Annotated in this window: 20 protein-coding genes and 1 pseudogene; 12 read left to right on the plus strand and 9 right to left on the minus strand. The window is 70.2% G+C overall.

Annotated features, from left to right (window positions below):
• The first annotated feature begins 633 nt into the window (after positions 1-633).
• From GGE06_RS23330 to GGE06_RS44250, 5 genes and pseudogenes are all read left to right on the plus strand, one after another.
• Positions 634-789: a hydrophobic protein gene (locus GGE06_RS23330; RefSeq protein ID WP_116164784.1), complete on the plus strand. Its 156-nt coding sequence runs from the start codon at positions 634-636 to the stop codon at positions 787-789.
• Between the two features lie 56 nt (positions 790-845).
• Positions 846-1,277, plus strand: coding sequence for a sigma-70 family RNA polymerase sigma factor (locus GGE06_RS44090; RefSeq protein WP_376773581.1), 432 nt, complete (start codon positions 846-848; stop codon positions 1,275-1,277).
• 328 nt (positions 1,278-1,605) lie between these two features.
• Complete coding sequence (locus tag GGE06_RS23340; protein WP_184931620.1) at positions 1,606-2,067, plus strand: ATP-binding protein; 462 nt, start codon at positions 1,606-1,608, stop codon at positions 2,065-2,067.
• Positions 2,068-2,138: 71 nt separating this feature from the next.
• Positions 2,139-2,426: a HAMP domain-containing protein gene (locus tag GGE06_RS44245; protein ID WP_446696913.1), complete on the plus strand. Its 288-nt coding sequence runs from the start codon at positions 2,139-2,141 to the stop codon at positions 2,424-2,426.
• A pseudogene (locus GGE06_RS44250) lies at positions 2,427-2,582 on the plus strand (HAMP domain-containing protein); the annotation flags it as partial. It abuts the gene before it with no gap.
• A 452-nt stretch (positions 2,583-3,034) separates the two neighbouring features.
• Here the strand turns inward: GGE06_RS44250 and GGE06_RS23350 are convergent.
• The 3 genes from GGE06_RS23350 to GGE06_RS23360 all read right to left on the minus strand — a co-directional run bounded on the left by GGE06_RS23350 (position 3,035) and on the right by GGE06_RS23360 (position 4,652).
• The gene (locus GGE06_RS23350) at positions 3,035-3,244 is read right to left on the minus strand and encodes a hypothetical protein (protein ID WP_184931621.1); all 210 of its coding nucleotides are present in this window, start codon (positions 3,242-3,244) and stop codon (positions 3,035-3,037) included.
• Positions 3,241-3,513 carry a DUF6213 family protein gene (locus GGE06_RS23355; RefSeq protein WP_147321165.1) on the minus strand — a complete coding sequence of 91 codons (273 nt, stop codon included), beginning with the start codon at positions 3,511-3,513 and terminating at the stop codon, positions 3,241-3,243. Before GGE06_RS23355 ends, GGE06_RS23350 begins: the two co-directional genes overlap by 4 nt.
• A gap of 287 nt (positions 3,514-3,800) precedes the next feature.
• Entirely contained in the window at positions 3,801-4,652 is an 852-nt protein-coding gene (locus tag GGE06_RS23360; RefSeq protein WP_312883254.1) for a LysR family transcriptional regulator, read from the minus strand.
• An 81-nt stretch (positions 4,653-4,733) separates the two neighbouring features.
• Here GGE06_RS23360 and GGE06_RS23365 point away from each other — a divergent pair, with 81 nt between their 5' ends.
• Positions 4,734-5,228, plus strand: coding sequence for a cupin domain-containing protein (locus GGE06_RS23365; protein WP_181924799.1), 495 nt, complete (start codon positions 4,734-4,736; stop codon positions 5,226-5,228).
• Between the two features lie 297 nt (positions 5,229-5,525).
• The gene (locus tag GGE06_RS23370; protein WP_116164772.1) at positions 5,526-5,873 is read left to right on the plus strand and encodes a VOC family protein; all 348 of its coding nucleotides are present in this window, start codon (positions 5,526-5,528) and stop codon (positions 5,871-5,873) included.
• A gap of 139 nt (positions 5,874-6,012) precedes the next feature.
• Here the strand turns inward: GGE06_RS23370 and GGE06_RS23375 are convergent, their stop codons facing one another.
• Positions 6,013-6,939 carry a LysR family transcriptional regulator ArgP gene (locus tag GGE06_RS23375; protein ID WP_116164770.1) on the minus strand — a complete coding sequence of 309 codons (927 nt, stop codon included), beginning with the start codon at positions 6,937-6,939 and terminating at the stop codon, positions 6,013-6,015.
• Between the two features lie 69 nt (positions 6,940-7,008).
• Here GGE06_RS23375 and GGE06_RS23380 point away from each other — a divergent pair, with 69 nt between their 5' ends.
• Both GGE06_RS23380 and GGE06_RS23385 read left to right on the plus strand, forming a co-directional pair.
• Positions 7,009-7,632, plus strand: a complete 624-nt coding sequence (locus GGE06_RS23380) for a LysE/ArgO family amino acid transporter (protein ID WP_116164768.1) — start codon at positions 7,009-7,011, stop codon at positions 7,630-7,632.
• Between the two features lie 121 nt (positions 7,633-7,753).
• A complete protein-coding gene (locus GGE06_RS23385) occupies positions 7,754-7,978 on the plus strand; it encodes a hypothetical protein (RefSeq protein ID WP_184931622.1) in 225 nt (74 codons plus the stop codon).
• Between the two features lie 75 nt (positions 7,979-8,053).
• Here GGE06_RS23385 and GGE06_RS23390 read toward each other — a convergent pair whose 3' ends face one another.
• The 3 genes from GGE06_RS23390 to GGE06_RS23400 form a co-directional block, all read right to left on the minus strand.
• Positions 8,054-8,551, minus strand: coding sequence for a hypothetical protein (locus GGE06_RS23390; protein WP_116164764.1), 498 nt, complete (start codon positions 8,549-8,551; stop codon positions 8,054-8,056).
• Between the two features lie 150 nt (positions 8,552-8,701).
• Complete coding sequence (locus GGE06_RS23395; protein ID WP_184931623.1) at positions 8,702-9,238, minus strand: HAD domain-containing protein; 537 nt, start codon at positions 9,236-9,238, stop codon at positions 8,702-8,704.
• A gap of 363 nt (positions 9,239-9,601) precedes the next feature.
• A complete protein-coding gene (locus tag GGE06_RS23400) occupies positions 9,602-10,570 on the minus strand; it encodes a MurR/RpiR family transcriptional regulator (RefSeq protein WP_116164760.1) in 969 nt (322 codons plus the stop codon).
• Between the two features lie 531 nt (positions 10,571-11,101).
• Here GGE06_RS23400 and GGE06_RS23405 point away from each other — a divergent pair.
• Positions 11,102-11,965, plus strand: a complete 864-nt coding sequence (locus GGE06_RS23405; RefSeq protein ID WP_184931624.1) for an RNA repair domain-containing protein — start codon at positions 11,102-11,104, stop codon at positions 11,963-11,965.
• Between the two features lie 196 nt (positions 11,966-12,161).
• Here the strand turns inward: GGE06_RS23405 and GGE06_RS23410 are convergent, their stop codons facing one another.
• Positions 12,162-12,356, minus strand: coding sequence for a hypothetical protein (locus tag GGE06_RS23410; RefSeq protein WP_147321163.1), 195 nt, complete (start codon positions 12,354-12,356; stop codon positions 12,162-12,164).
• Positions 12,357-12,941: 585 nt separating this feature from the next.
• Between GGE06_RS23410 and GGE06_RS23415 the strand changes: the two genes are divergently transcribed.
• The gene (locus GGE06_RS23415) at positions 12,942-14,342 is read left to right on the plus strand and encodes a signaling protein (RefSeq protein ID WP_184931625.1); all 1,401 of its coding nucleotides are present in this window, start codon (positions 12,942-12,944) and stop codon (positions 14,340-14,342) included.
• Positions 14,343-14,760: 418 nt separating this feature from the next.
• Here GGE06_RS23415 and GGE06_RS23420 read toward each other — a convergent pair whose 3' ends face one another.
• On the minus strand, positions 14,761-15,231 hold the full coding sequence (locus GGE06_RS23420; RefSeq protein ID WP_184931626.1) for a hypothetical protein: 471 nt from the start codon (positions 15,229-15,231) through the stop codon (positions 14,761-14,763).
• Positions 15,232-15,558: 327 nt separating this feature from the next.
• Between GGE06_RS23420 and GGE06_RS23425 the strand changes: the two genes are divergently transcribed.
• Positions 15,559-16,191, plus strand: a complete 633-nt coding sequence (locus tag GGE06_RS23425; RefSeq protein ID WP_184931627.1) for an SMI1/KNR4 family protein — start codon at positions 15,559-15,561, stop codon at positions 16,189-16,191.
• The last annotated feature ends 19 nt before the right edge of the window (positions 16,192-16,210 follow it).

Consider the following 16,210-nt stretch of genomic DNA (forward strand, 5'->3'; position numbering starts at 1 on the left):
GGCGGCGCCGCCCGACAGCGCGCCGTCTTCCACCGGCACGGCCGGTTCAGCGAGGTGGTCGACGCACTGGCCGACGCCACCACGAAAGGCTGATCACGACGCCGCCATGGAGCGCGCCCCGGAGTCAGGGCCCGTCCGTGAGCACGCGGTTGACCGCGGACGAGACAAGGTGCCGGGCGTCGGCATCGGTCCTCAAGTGGTCGGCGCTCAGGGTGCCGCCCGGCACCAGCACGGCGTCGTACCCGGCCTCGGTCGCCCGGGTGACGGTCGGAGACGAGGGTCTGTACGGGCTCGTCCTTCTGCGGCGACCGTGACCCGGGCGCCGGTCTCACGCAGGGCTTCCACCGGTTTCCGCAGCTCGTCCCGCTCGGTGCCGTAGTTCGTCGTGAGGACGAGGACGTTCCGTCCCTCGAGCTTTCCGTCGGGTGGCACGGTGTGCTTCCTCTCCGGTGTCGCGACCCCGGCCGCTGGCGCTCCTCACCCTCGTACGAGCGCCTCAGACGTCGTGCCCCGGTTCTCCTCGGGCACCCTCACGTGACATGTATGTTCCCGGGAGAAAGGGGCAGCCGCGCTGGTACCGATTCCCCGTGCCGACAACCGACCGGCCGGGCCCCGCGGATGGCGGAGGCAGCCATGGTTCCCCTTCTTCTCGTACTCCTCGTGATTCTCGTGCTGTTCGGCGCGGGTTTCGCCGTCGAGGTGCTCTGGTACGTCGCCATCGCGGTCCTCGTGCTGTGGCTGCTCGGCTTCCTGATGCGCAGCGGCAGCGGCCGCTGGTACCGATGGTGAGTGCCAGCCGCCCGACCACAGGCCGTCGCCCCGGACAGCGCCCGGGGCGACGGCCTGTGGTCGGGAAGACGACGGCACGCTCCCCCAACCGAGCGCACGCACGGGCGTCGGAGCACACACACCGAGGGCACGCGCAGGCGCCGCAGCCGCCGCATCGTGCACAGCCGTCGCGCGAACAGCTCGTCGCGGCCGAGTTCCCGCTCGATCTCCGCTCGGCCGCCCGCCACCTGGCCGGTTCGGAACCCTCGTACGAGCTGATCGAATCGCTCACGGCGCTGCGGCCGCTGCTCGCCCGGCTCGACCACCGCGACCACCGCGACCGGCGCATCCCGGAACTCCGCTTCGGCGAGGAACTCACCCAGGCGGAGATAGGCAACCGCATCGGCCTCTCCCAGATGCACGTCTCGCGACTGCTCACCCGCATCCTCGGCGAACTCAGGAACGGCCTCCTCCAGGACGATGCGGCGACCGACCGCGCGAGCGGCTGAACCGGGACACGGCGGAACCGGACCGCCCTGAAGTCGATCTCCGAGGCGGTCCGCGTCGTCGTGGACTGCTCCGGACTGCAGTTCTGCGACTCGACCGGGAGGAACGTCCTGCTGAAGTCACGGCTGCGTCTGGGCCCCGAGGGCAGACGTGTGGACCTCGGGGCCGTGGCCGCCGGTGGACAGCATCTTCGAGATCATCGGCGCGCTGCGGCTCTTCCGGGTGTACGAGGGCGCCGGCACCGCGCTCACTGCCCCGGACGGCTGAGGTGGGCAAAATTTCGCCCCCCTCCGCAGGGTTTGCCGGGCCGGGGCGGGGCAGCCGCCGCACATGACCAGTCCGCGCATGCGGCCCCCGACCGCCCGGATGCGCCGGTACGAGTTGACTGCCGGTGACGGAGTGGTGCGGGAGTGTCGCGAACTCACGGGGCAGGCCCTGTGCGACTGGTTCGGGCCCGCCGGGGACCCCGGGCAGGTCGCCGCCGAGGACGCCCTCCTGCTCGTCTCCGAGGTCGTCACCAACGCCTTCACCCATGGTGGCGTCCCGTACGAACTGCGGCTCGACCGGACCGACGGCCGGCTGTGGGTGCAGGTCAGCGACACGAGCCCGGTACGACCCAGGCCCCACGGCCCGCACCACGCCGACCGCCCCTCCGGCCACGGTCTGTACCTCCTCGGACGGCTGGCGGACGCCTGGGGCTGCGTCCCCCGGAGCAGCGGTAAGGCCGTGTGGTTCGAGGTGGAGGTGCTGCGCCGGGCCGGGCACGCCTCGCCCTCGCCCTCGCCCGCCTAGGGTGGAGTGGTGACGAGAGGCCGCCCACCGGCCCCGCACACGTTCCGCGATCGCCCTGTGCGAGGTCGTCCATGACAGAGCACGGCCCCACCCCGGACCCGACGGTGCCGCAGACCGAACTCGACGAGGACGGCCTGCGGCGGCTGCTCGCCGGGCTGACCGCCGTACGAGAGGGCGACCTGTCCGTCCGACTGCCCGACACCGGCGGCGGCATCCTCGGCGAGATCGCCGGCGTCTACAACGACATGGTCGGCCACCTCTCCCTGGTCACCTCCGAGGTCACCCGGGTCGCCGACGAGGTCGGCGCACAGGGACTGCTCGGCAGCCGGATCCGCCAACCCCGCTCCCGCGGGGTCTGACGCGAGCTGACCTCCGGCGTCAACACCATGGCCGACAACCTCACCAACCAGGTCCGCAACATCGCCCAGGTCACCACCGCCGTCGCCCAGGGCGACCTGACCAGCCGGATCGACGTCTCCGCACGCGGCGAGATCCTCCAACTCAAGACCACCATGAGGAAGCCTTCGCTCCCCTCCGGAACGACGGCGTTCCCCGCGGCGGCGTTGACGATGTCAGGCAGTGTCCTCGGCCGATAGTCCGATCGCCCGGGCGAGGGAGTCGAGGTACTCGGGCACTTCGGGGGGGGCGACAGCCTCAACTGTGCGGGGAGCACATCCGCGGCAAGGTCCAACAAGGTGTCGATGGGCAAGCCGGTCGCGCAGCCAGCCGTTCTCGGCGGCGAGCGCGTGGGCCCGGAATGCCGCCGGGAGCCGGGCGGCGGCCCGGTGGACCCTGGGGAACCAGTCAGGAAGACCTCCGATCCGCCACCGCGCCGACGTGCGACCGCGCATTCGAATACGCTCCGGATTTCACCCTCGGGCGGCCGGCGCGACCCTGCACCGGGGCCTCCCTCGGCTCGCCCGAGCGGGGTCGGGCGGTGACGGTCTCTGACGCCCTCACCTGCCGGTCAGTCCGTCGGTTCGTCCGGCCCTGGGTGGATGCGGTCCGCCCTGGTGTGCCTGCCGGGGCCCGTGCGCGCGTCGTCGCGGTCCCGTGCCTCGCCTCCTCCGACGTCCTCGGGGACGGGCACGGACAGCGGATCGCCCACCGTGGCACTCCGGTCCTCGGGATCACGGGGAAGCCGCTCGTCCTGCCGTGGGCTCTTCCGCTCGCTCATCGTCCTCGCCTTCCTTCCGGCCCGCCGCTCCGGCCGTCTTCTCCGCCGCGGAACGGCATGAGCGCGATGCACTCGGTGTCGATCCTGTCCGCGACCTCCGTCACCGAGTCGACCAGGGCCTCCACGGTCTCCGGTTCGAGGCCGGAGTCCTCTACGCCGGCGGAGTCCAGCCAGCACGTCGCGAGCCGCCGCAGGAGGTCGGTCACCTCGTCGGCGGGAAGCAGGAGCGGGCCTCCGGGGACATGGACGAGGGACATCGGCGTGTTCATGGAAACCGCCCTCCGCGGTACGGGACGGGGGCCGTCCGGGGTCCGTGGGCACGGAATCGTCGTCGCCCGGGCTGCCGGCGACCGGGCCACGGCCCGTCGCCTCCTCATCGACCGACTACCCGGCACCAGGTGGCATACGCGTGAGAGCCGGACCGGGGGGAGACACAGGCCGAAAGAGGAGCGGGCCTCTGCGGACCCGACCGTCGCGCGGCTGCTGCGCGACCACGGACGGACCTTCGCCGACGAGGCCGGGATCGCCCTGCGGGAGCAGCATCGGTCGCCGGTCCTCAGTGACGGTACGCGGCGGTCGCGATCTCGATGAAGGATCGGATCAATGGATTGGTGTCACCCTCGTTCCATACCGCCACCACTCGGCTCGGCGGCATGTCGAGCAGCGGCACCGCGGCCAGCTCCGCCGGCAGGTCGTGTCCGAGCGGGGCCACGCCGACCGTTCCGTTCCACAGCACGGCCTGCAGGCACTCCTGGACGGCACGCACCACCGGGCCCTCGCGCGGCCTGCCACCGTTCCAGTACGACTGCCAGACGGGGTCGGTGCCCTGCGGGAACTGGAACCAGCGTCGGTCGCTCAGCTCGGCCAGCCGCAGCCCGTCGCGGCGGGCCAGCGGGTCGTCGGCGTTCAGGACCACGCCGACCGGGTCGCTCCGCAGCACACGTACCGTCAGGGCAGTCTCGTCGAACGGTGCCCGAGTCAGCGCGACGTCGACCAGACCGGCGCGCAGCCCGCAGGTCGGGTCGGTCAGATCGGTGTCGCGGATGCGGATGTCGATGCCGGGGTGGCTTCGGCGGTAGGCGGCGGCCAGTCTGGCCACCCCCGGGTCGGTGCCGTCGCCCAGGATGCCGACCGTGATGGTTTCGACGCCGGCAGCTGCGCTCAGGCGTACCCGGACACGGTCGGCGTGGTCGAGGAGGGCCCGCGCCTCGTCGAGGAGCACCGAGCCCACCGGAGTGAGCGTGCCCCCCTTGGGAGAGCGGGTGAACAGCGGGGCCCCGACATCGGACTCCAACTGCTTGATCGCCCGGCTCAGCGGCGGCTGACTCATGTGCAGTCGGGTGGCGGCCCGGCCGAAGTGGAGTTCCTCGGCGACCGCCACGAAGTAGCGCAAGCTCCGTAGCTCCACGCTGCAACGATACCCACGGGGTATCGGCGCCGCGGGATCGGTCTTGGACACTGGCAGGTCCCCGGCGGTGCACTCGTGAGCATGACCGAAGAAGCGAAGACCAGCGAGCCGCAGACCGACCCCGCCGTATCGGTGGTGGGTCCCGGCGACGGCGAGACGATCGTTCTGGGCACCACGCGCATGCGCGTCCTGGAGGACGGCAGCCGCACCGGGCACCGCCTCGCGATCGCCGAGTCCGTCCTCGCCCCGCACACCCAGGGACCGCCGCAGCACCGCCACGGCCGACACGACGAGGGTTTCTACATCATCTCCGGCACCGTGCGGTTCACCGTCGGGGACGAGGACCACGACGCCGCCACGGGCACGCTCGTGATGGTTCCGCCCGGTACCCCTCACACCTTCGCCAATGTGACCGACCAACCCGCCGTCATGCTCAGCACGTTCACCCCCGACCTGTACGTGCAGTACTTCCGAGACCTCCAGGAGGTGCTCGCCGCCGGCAGGCCGCTGACGCCACAGGCCAACATCGACGCGATGAGCCGCTACGCGACCGAGCCCGCCATCGACCTCGCCTGACACCGACGGCACTCGTTCTCGACCGCCAGATTCCAGTAGCGTGCGTCGACTTGGACGAAGGCGGCCTCGTACGCCTGATGCGCGAAGTCACTGGTGTCCTACGCGGTGTCGGCGGGTGCTCGTTCAGTGCGGAATGGACGACGGGGCGCCCGGTGCGCCGCTGGATCCGGCTGAGCACGATGGACACCGTCTTCTGCAACACGCTTTCGGGCGTGTAGCGAAAGCTCGTGCGGCGGCGGACGGGGCGTAGTACTGCTGGTGAGACAGAGACACCTTCGTTCTTGTTTGGAGTCGTCGATGGCCGTTCGCCGTGTCGTGCCCAACATCCGGTCGGGGGCCGCGCAGGAGAGCCGGGAGTTCTACGGGCTGCTGGGCTTCGAGGAGGTCATGAACCACGGTTGGATCACGACGCTCGCCTCCCCGTCCAGCCCGGCAGCGCAGATCAGTGTCATGACCAGCGACAAGACCGCGCCTGTCACCCCCGACATGAGCGTCGAGGTGGACGACGTGGATGCGGCGTATGCGGTCATGCTGGCGAGCGGCGCGGAGATCATTCACCCCTTGCAGGACGAGGAGTGGGGCGTGCGGCGGTTCTTCGTCCGTGACCCCGACGGGCGGGTGGTCAACGTGCTGGGTCACCGTTGACGCCCCTTCTCCCCATCCCTCAGGACCGGAGCCCTCATCCTGCGGAAGCCCGTACACCCGTGTGCCATCGGAGTGGGAGCGCACGCCAGGGCTGTCCGCCGGCCCGCGTCCTCGCGCCGAGAGGGGGTCTCGCACCGTGTCACGGATGTTCGGGCGAGGCGCTTCCCCGGTCGGTCAGCAGCGCCTCGGCGGCAGCCGTCGCCACCACCTCGGCGAGTGTCGACAGAGCGGGCGAGTCCAGCTTCCACTGCTGCCAGTACAGCGGGACGTCCATGGGCCGCGTCGGCGCCAGTTCCACCAGCCGGCCGGAGCGCAGGAGCGACTCCGCCTGTGGTTCGGGCACCATGCCCCAGCCCAGGCCGAAGGCCACCGCGTCCCGGAAACCGTCGGACGTGGGCACCAGGTGGCGAATCCGCCCCGCGCCGGAACGTCCCCGGGTGAGGGACCGGACGAAGGCGTCCTGGAGGCCGTCGCGTCGGTCGAAGACCACCGTCGGGGCCTCGCACAGATCCTCCGGCAGAGCCCCTCGGAGATGGACAGCGGCGAACTCGGGTGCGGCCACGGCCCGGTAGCGGACCAGACCGAGCCGTCGTACCGTGCAGCCGGCCACCGGATCGGGCGAGGAGGTCACGGCCGCCATCACCTGGCCCTCGCGCAGCAGGGCGGTGGTGTGGGCCTCGTCCTCGCGGTAGAGCTCGAAGCAGATCGGCGGGTCCTGCGGGACCCGGGTGAGCGCCGGCAGGAACCAGGTGGCCAGGGAGTCGGCGTTGACCGCGACCGGGATACGGACCGGGCCCTGCTCGGCCGCCAGGCCCAATTCGGCGCGGGCGTCCAGTTCCAGCCGCGCCAGCTGGCGGGCGAACCGCACCACCACCTCGCCGGACTCGGTGGGTCGTACCGGTTTGGTGCGCATCAGCAGGACCCGGCCGGTGCGCTGCTCCAGAGCCTTGACTCGCTGGCTGACGGCCGAGGGGGTCACGTGCAGGGCGGCGGCCGCGGCGTCGAAGGTGCCCTCGTCGACCACCGCGAGCAGCGTCCGGACCTGGTCCAGGGGAAGCTCGTCCATAAGTAGGGCTAAGGGTACTTAAGAATCTTTAGCTGTACGCATCCAGGCGTGGTCCTTACGGTCGATGCCATGACCAGCAGCCTCATCGCCGCCGTACTCGCCGGATTCGGAACCGGACTGTCTCTCATCGTGGCCATCGGCGCCCAGAACGCGTTCGTCCTGCGCCAAGGCGCCCGCGGCCACGCCGTCCTCGCGGTCGTCGCGATCTGCGCCGTATCGGACGCGGTACTGATCACACTCGGCGTGGCGGGGGTGGGTGCGGTGGTCACGGCGTGGCCGGCGGCGCTGACCGCGGTGGGCCTGGCGGGCGGGGCGTTCCTGCTCGGCTACGGCGTCCTCGCCGCCCGGCGCGTACTGCGTCCCGACCCGGCCGCCGCCCTGGACGCGGGCGGACCGGAGGCCGGATCCGCCCGCCGGGCGGTCCTGACGTGCCTGGCGATGACATGGCTCAACCCGCACGTGTATCTGGACACCGTCCTGCTACTCGGCTCGCTCGCCTCCGACCGCGGCGACCTGCGCTGGGCCTTCGGCGCGGGCGCGGCCCTCGCCAGCCTTGGCTGGTTCTTCACCCTGGGCTTCGGCGCCCGGCTGCTGAGCGGCGTCCTCTCCCGGCCGAAGGCCTGGCGCGTACTGGACGGGCTCGTCGCGGCGACCATGCTCGCCATGGGCGGAACGCTGATCGCCGGCGCCTGACGCCCCCGGGCGCGACCCAAGGCCGAGACTCGGTCCAGCGCAGCGCCGACTCGGCATGACCTGAGGAACCGTCCAGCGGCCGGCGGACGCCGTGAAGCCGGAAGGCCTGTCCCGGGGGGCCGTGGCAGAAGCGGCAGCCCGCCCACCGTCCCCACGGACGGTCGCGGGCTGGATCCTGCCCCGCCCCGACGCTCTGCCGGAGAGTGAACGCCTGAAGCTCGAAGTCTCCTTCGCCGGGCAGGTCCGCGCGTTCGAGAGGATGCTCACCCAGCACCGGGGCGCCCCGCTCCCGCACTGGATCAAGGCGGTCCGCGTCGTCGAGGGCCACGTCAACCGGATCAAATGACCGAGCGTCGGATGTACGGCAGGTCGGCTTCAGCCTCTTGCGGAAACAGGTCCTGCCGGCATCGGACCGGGCCCCTCACAAGCTCTGCTGGAGTCGCTCCGCAGCCTGAGCAGGGGTGTCGTAGTAACCAGGCCGTGCCAGCAGGACCGTGCTGAAGTAGTAGCCCTGCTCTTCCTCCGGCTCGTCGTCGGCTTCGAACGGGCGCCAGAAGCTCAGGAGCAGGTCAGAGGCGACGAAACACGCAGGGTCGTCGGGGTCTGCCTCGATCGAGGTGTACTCACCCATGCGTTGCACCAGTTCGCGGGCCGGGAGCGCGAACACGTCCAGGCCGCGGAAGACGACTCGGTCTGCCTGAGTCGACGGCCTCCCGAGTTCGACGGCTTCGAGCATGTCGCGCATGCAGTGGATGCTGATCATCAGTCCGCTGGGGCGGAAGACGTGCTGACCCGGCCGGTCGGATTCCGAGAGTGCGGAGAGATCGCGGAGCGAGTCCAGCGCCGTATTGGCCGATTGCCGAGTCATACCGATCCGCAACGGGCCCACGCCGACCGGTGGGGCGAGGTCGAAGTCCATGCGGGCATGATCCCAAACAGGTCTGTCAACGAGTCACGAAGGGCCGTCCAGTCCCGCGACGTTACAGAGCGTGAGACCTCCACGGAAGTCGGACCAGAACCAGAACTCGCCAGTACACGAGCCCGAGCCCAAGCCGCCAAGGCCGGCTGATCACACCAGGTTCTCGCCGAACGGCTGTCGCAGCCACACGGCGAGAGCCGCATAGTCGCCATCAGTGAGACCACGGCGGGCGTCGACCCGGTGGACCAGGGCGCCTCCCTCGTGATGGGCGGCAATCCAAGCCCGATCTACGTCCGTGACCTCGTCATCGACCCAGATGAAAGGCCGTCCTGCCGCCCAGTCGACAAGGGTACGAGTCTTCCAGTGCAGCCCCTCGCGTTCGTCCTGATCATCAACGCCCGACGGCTCCGGCCAGACAACCACGGCAAGCTGCTGAAGACCGAGCAGCGGAGCGATGCACTCGTTCGCTTCATCCATCCACGTCGTGGCCCAGACCACCTCACAGGGAAGCACGGCCAGCTTGGCCCCGTGCTGAGGATCGATCCTGGCCAGGAGCGGGTTCGCATCAGCCCCACGCAGATCAGGACCGAGCGCATAGGTTGGATACTGCTGCGGCTCCGCCCCGAACGGGATGAGCGGTCCGTCGACGTCGAGGAACAACAGCGGAAGCCGCGCAGACCCAGTCACAGCAGCACAGGATAGCCAGGCGCTCGCCACCGGCCTCTCGACGAGAGCACTGTCGAGCGACGATCTTGCCGCCCGTCGGCCCGGCGATACCGCAGTTGTTCATCGCCGACAGCGCTGCTCTGTACGGCGGCTCCGACCCAGGGGCCGGTCGGAGCCGCCACAGAGCACCCGCGAGACGCGGCGCGGACCGTCGAAACATCGGGGTCGTCAGAGGAGGAGGAGGCGGCCTTCGATGTTCCGGCGTGGGGTCCTTGTAGTAAATATATATACCGCCAAGTAGGCAAGGGTATGAAAATTTTCATGCCAAACGATCAAGCGGAGACCAGAAGTCGGCCGAGCCGTCTTGATCGGTTTCAGCCGGTCTCAGTCGTCCAGGAAGAAATCGTGCTGCTCGGCCGCGTGCTCGTACTTCTCAAGCCGAGCCTGTGTACGCTCCGGGTCCGCGTCCGCCATGGCCTGGAGGATGCCCGCGGACAGGACCCCCGGCGCCGCGTACGAGTCGAAGACGAGCCGCGAGCCCGTGCCCGCGGTGAACACCTCGTCGGCCTCGTCGACCAGCGGCCCGAGCGCGAGATCCGTGATCAGCGCGACGCGCAGCCCGACACCGCGGGCGGCACGCACGACGGCGAGGGTCTCCTTGGCGTGCCGCGGCATCGCGAAGGCCAGCACCCACGTGCCGCCCGCCTCGCGCGCCTGGAGCAGCCCGTCGAAGGCGACGCTGCCACCCCGCGTGACCACCCGGACGTCAGGGTGGATGCGCCGCGCGGCGTACGCGAAGTACTCGGCGAGGGAGACCGAGATCCGCAGGCCGACGACCGTCAGGGGAACGGACCGGGCCAGCTCACGGCCGATGGCGACGATCCGGTCGGGGTCGGCGAGGACGCGCCGCAGCGACGTCAGGTTCTCGATCTCGGCGTCGATCGCCGACTGGAGCTCGTTGCGATGCCTCTCCTCCCCCTCGCCCGGTGCCCCGGCGACCGCGCTGAGCGCGATGGGCTGGAGCGCCTCCCGGAGCGCGGGGTAGCCACTGAATCCCAGTGACGAGGCGAACCGGGTCACGGACGGCTGACTGACCCCCACGCGCTCCGCGAGCTCGGTGATGGACAGGAACGCGGCCTCGGTGAGGTGATCGGTCAGGAACTGGGCGATACGCCGCTGCGCGGGAGACAGCCGGTGCCCGCCGAACAGCGCCCGCACCCGCTCGGCGGGAGAAGCCGCCCCGGCCCCGACCCCGCCATCGGTCTCGGACTCGGCCTCGGACTCGGCCTCAGACGAGCGCCTGCCCGGCGTGATCGCGGCTGCCTGTGCACGCGCCTGCTGCCCGGATGCCACGGAGTGTCTCCTTCTCATCTCACTGCCGCCCAAGATAGTTCACTCGCGCCCGGCCCCCACGCGCCCGAAACACCAGCCCGTCGGCATCACGCCCTGACACCACCATGCACGCCGAGACCTGTCCGACTGCACACCGCAGCGAGGGACGAGGGACCTCCCGCGCATGGGGACAGGCGACCATCCCCGCGAGAACGCGGAGCAGGCCGCCGGTCTGAGGCCCAGGTTGTCGTCACGACCGTCCCCGGGGGTGGAGGGAGCCGGCCGAGAGGCGCCGGAGGACGGCTGATCACCTCCTTCCGTACCGGGCGCCGACGCTCGCCCTGGACCTGCGCGCCCCGGTCTGCCTCACCCGTGCCGGGCAGTAACCAGCCGGCCAGTTGCCCTCCGGTGTCCGAGCCGGGATTCCGAGGCGGAGACCGCCGCGGTCTTTCGCCCTCCTGCCGGAACCGCGGCGAGGTGGGCGGGCCGGGTCCTGGAATTGCAGGGCCGGCCGGACGCGCGTCACCCTGATAGTCGAGGACAGGTACTGACGTGCACACCAGCGACGAGATCTACCACCGGGTGCTCTGGGACCCACGCTTCGACCCCGAGCGGTTCGTGATGGGGATCGCCGAGCGCGGGGCCCCGCCGAAACGGGTCCTGCTCGGCGACTTCGTACCGGGCGGGGAGATCCCCTGGCACCGGGTGAGGTTCTTCGAAGCGGACGGCCAGGTCGTCTGGGACCGCGCCCGCGGCATCGACCGCCTCGACGAGACCCTCCTCGGGCAGGTCGGTCCCGTGAGCGCCCCGGCACCCGGCGACATCCTCGCCGTCCCGTCGACGAGCCGCACCGCCGTCGCCTGGCTGCCGCCACCGGAGTTGTGGCCGCCGATCCAGCACATCCGCCGCGAACACGACCGGCAGATCCGCCGCTGGCCGCCGCACGTCAACGTGCTCTTCGGCTTCGTCCCCGAGGCCGAGTTCGCCCGGGCCCTGCCGCTGGTCGCCGCGGCACTCGCCGAGACGCCGCCGTTCACCGCCCGACTGACGGGCGTCCACTGGTTCAAGCACCGCGAGGACGCCACCGTCTGGCTCGACCCGGCCGCCGCCGACCACGAGCCCTGGGCGCGGCTGCGGGAGTCCCTGGAGCTCCGCTTCCCGCTCTGCGGATCGCACTCGCACGGCTTCACCCCGCACCTGTCCCTCGGCCGTGCCACGGACCCGCACCCCCTCGCCCGCAAGGCGGAGGCCCTCCTCGAACCCATGGCGGCCCGGGTCGACGAGCTGGTCCTGCTCTCCCGGCGCGGCGACGAGCCGATGCAGGTCCGAGCCCGCGTCCTGCTCGGCAGCGGCGACATCCAGCACCCTGAGAAGCCGACCCTTCCAGGCGCCCCTCCGCCGTCACCGCCCGTCTAACCAGACACACCACGGGCCCCGGCGAGCCCGGCCGGCATGCCACGCCGTGACCAGCAACGCGGTCGAGAAGACGCTCGCCGACCAGCGAAGACGCACCTCCATTGCAGTTGGCGTTCGAGACAGGAGTCCGGGGCCTACTCCGGAGACACCCCGGCCCGTCCGGGGGCGTGCCTCACCATGCGGCGACACCCCCGCGTCATGCCCCGGAAGGTGAGGGCCAACACTTGTGCGTCAGCCGTCGCTTCAACGTCTCCGCGTGCGGCGAGCGCACGGGGGCACCGTCGATCCGGACTCCGGTGTCGGCGAGGAGGTACGGCATCCGCAGCGTGCGCATGGCGTGGGAGGTGTGCGCGGCCACGGTGGGGGCGCCGCGCCGGGTCGGAGTCGCCACGGCCGACGATGATGTCGAGTACGAGCGGGGCGAAGGTGCGCGCCTGGATCTCGGGGTCGTCGAACCGGTCTGCCCTCACGGCGCCCAGCCGGGCGTGCAACGGCTTGTCGATGACGTCCCGCTGGATCCACGTGCGCAGCACCACGGAGGGAGCGCCGTCGCGGATATCCGGGTCGGGGTGGCGCAGGGCCTCTACCAGTTCATGGTGAGTCCGGTGGGGAGTTCCACTCGCCACCGGACTCACCATGGGGGTGGCACGGACTCCCCAGTTGCCATCATCTGCCCCACTGGGGGCGGTCCCCCCATCCAGGCGAAAACGATGACAAAGCCGCTTCCCGATCCCGAGCCGGCGAACCGCCCACCCCACGAGCACCCCCGAGCGACCTGTGGCGCTCCGTGCCGTGCCTCTTCTCCCGCTGTGCAAGGATGTCGGCTCCGTACAAGAGATGATCTTGCAAGGGGGGTTTGCACGCTTATGAATCACCGTTCGATCCGAATACCGAGCCGCAGCTCGTCGAGCGCGACCGTGGCCACCGCTGCCGTGTCCGTCGCGCTGCCTCAGCCGGGCAACGAAGGCCTCACGTCATGTCGCTGACTCGCCGCACCATCCTCACCGCCATGGCCGCGGCACCTGTCCTCGCCTCCGCCGGAGCCCCGCGGGCGACCGGCCACGAGGCTCCCCTCGCGGCGGCCCTCGCCGCCGACGGCCAGCCGACGAGCAGCATCAACTGGAACGCGCAGCACAGGTTCGACCTGCGGGCCGAGGCCGTCGATCTGTTCGGCGGGGAGATCCGGCTCAAGCAGGGCAGGGTGCACCAACAGGTGGCCTTCGATCCGGTGACCGGCCTTGCCTACGTGACCCAACTCATCAGTGACGGTCGCCGCCTGGCCGACGAGCCCGCCCCCGTACCCGACACCGACCGCGCCCGCCGGGGCGATCTGTGTGTCAACGAGGTCACTCCCGAAGGCACCGTCCGCGCCGTCATGTACCTCAGGGGCGTCGGCCACGGCGGCGGACTCGGCGTCGAGCATGTCGACGGCCGTCCTTGGCTCTGGTTGGAGACGGACGCGGATCCCGTCGAGAGCGGCGAGTTCGCCTTCGGCAAGCGTATCGGCCGTATCGCATTCACCGCCGACGCCATCGTCGATGCGGGAAGCAGCCAGATCGAGGTCTTCGACCCCGTCCCGGGATCCTCTCATGTCACCCCTTCCCTGGACGTCGATCACGGCCGGATAGGGGTACGACACGGGCCGCTCGGCGCCGAGGAATACCGCGTCTACGAACTTGACGCCTTCAAGCAGCACGCCTTCACCCCGCTGCACAGCTTCCCGTCCTGTTACCGCACCCAGGCCTGGTGCCTGTACGGGGATCTCGTCTACCAGAACGAGGGCAGCGCCTACAGCGCCACGAACCCACGACCGGGCAACTCCTGGTGGAACGTCTACGACATCACCACCGGCGAGATGATCGAGCGCTCCTTCAACGCCACCGCCCTCGACCTTTCCCACCGCGAGACCGAAGCCATCACCGTGCGCCCGACGCTCAACGGGCCGCAGCTCGTCTTCGGCTTCGCCACACAAGAACCAGGACCTCGCCAGATGGCCCTCTACGGCATCACCAGCACCACCGACGGCACCGGCGACCACGTCCCGTGGACCGCGCTGGACTACAACACCAACGTCTACACCCCCAACTCCGACAACTACATCCCCCAGTACCGCCAGCTCGGCAATCGCATAGACATCCACCTCCGGCTGGCCCGCACCGACGGCACCCCGTGGACCAATGGCGAGACGGTCCTCGTCCTCCCGCCGCACATCCGCCCGAACCGAACGCAGGGCCTGGTCGGTCAGACCACCGGATCCGGGGTTTCCGGTTCCCTCACCATCCGCTGGGAAGTCCTCACCGACGGATCGCTGCGCGTCTACGACCAGCGCACGTTCAACGGCTGGATCGGGCTCGACGCCGGCTACTTCACCAGCTGACCCGTTCAGACGAGAACAACGGTGACGGGTCCTCCTCTGATTGCCCTCGGGTCGGCTCGTACCCGAGTCGTCGGGAGGACCTGTCGCTCATGCGCGGACCGTCGGTACTGCACCGCCGCACCTCACGACCGACCAGCGCCGACCGGCCCACCGCTGTCAGAGACCTCGTCTAGTCTCCGGCCAGGAGCATGATCGGTGAGCACCTGCGCGTTACGTCTGCTGAGGCTGAGTGAAACCGGCCCGCGGTCTTGAAACCCATCGTGGCGCGAGTCACCGTGGGGCCACATCCCGCACCCACCGGCGATGAGGGGCTGCTGATCAGCGATTCCGGTCAGTGGCCTTCCCCTTCCCGGGTGATTCCGCAGCGTGGTTCCCCGCGAGACTCCATGTGATCGAGCACGTGAGGGGCCCGTACAGGTCAGTACCGCGACACCAGCTCGAACGTCACAGGTGCCGCTGGTTCAAGGTCGATCGTGTCTCCGTCGTCCTCGGAAAGAGCCTCGTCGGGGTGGTCGACAGGCACGACGACCAGCATCGTGTGAGGGCGGGGAAGCCAGCCCACATCCTGCGGAGGGTCGTAGCGGCCGATATCGACGATCCGCACCAGCGTCTCAGGTATGCCTACGAGACAGCTGTCACCGACGTGCAAGTTCCACGGCTCAGGATCGGTCTTGAACAGGCTCATGGTCCAGTCCGGGGAGTCTGGCGACATCGTGAAGGCCCTCTGCCCGTTCCACTTGAACTGGGACTGCGGATCGATCTCGGCCCATGGCCACTCGACCGAGGCGTGGAAACGAGTCACCTCGACCACTCGGCCTTCGGCCGGCGGGCAGCTGACTCGCAGAACGTCGCCGACCCGGAGGTCGCGATGCGGTGTGTCTTTGGCCATGGCTGCCCCTGTTGTTGCTCGCGCCGAGGGCTGCACCGTACCGACCGCCTCGGCTACAGCGCACCCTGGATCCCATCCCCACCGGCCCGTAACCGTGCACGGGCCCCTCCGTCCCGGAGTCGGAGCGCCCCCGTCTGAGGCATCACCTTGATCCCGCTGCTGTCCTGCTGCGTCGCGCTTCGAGCAGTCCGCCAGGTTGCCCGTCCGAGTGAGTGAGGGGTGCCGCACGTGGCGCGCCGCCTGTCGGGGTTGCCGCTGGCGAAGGCGGCCCTCCACCGCAGACGGGGCCCGACCCGTCTCGTCACAGACGTGGGGCAGGACGGCTTCATGGCACAGCAGATCTTGCCCCCGTCGGAATCCTGGCGCCGGATCGACGCCTGGCTGGCGACCCACGTGCCGTCAGATTTCGCCCTGCTCAATCCACCTGCGCCACGGGACGACATCCAGCAGGCGGAGCAGATTCTCGGCATCCCGCTGCCAGGTGACCTTGTGGAGTCTCTGCAGTGCCACAACGGGGTGAGCGCCTGGGCGTCCTTCCTGCCGGAGCAGTCACCGCTCGCGGTGAGCGGCATCGTCGATCATCGGCAGACCTGCATGGACGTCGCGGCGGAGAACGACGGTCTGACGCGTCATCCCTGGGACGACGAGCCCTGGTGGCACCCTCTCTGGGCCCCCTGGGCCGAGAGCGCCGATGGCGGGGCACAGGTGATCGACCAGCGTCCCGGCCTGGACACGGGCCGCATCGGCTGGGCAGGCCACAGCGGTGGGGGCGACTTCACCGATTCCTGGCCTGATCTCGCGAGCCTTCTCCACGCAGTCGCCCATGCGCTTCACGAAGGCGGTGACGTGCGCGGGCTGCATCCCTACCTCACCGCCCGAGGCCGGCTTTGGTGGGACGAAAACGGCTGCGAGGAGCTCAACGGTCAACCGCTGAGGGCGGCACCCATCGGGCTGCGCTGACTGAGCACGTCCACGCAGT

Source organism: Streptomyces nymphaeiformis, assembly GCF_014203895.1.
GTDB classification, from domain to species: Bacteria; Actinomycetota; Actinomycetes; order Streptomycetales; family Streptomycetaceae; genus Streptomyces; species Streptomyces nymphaeiformis.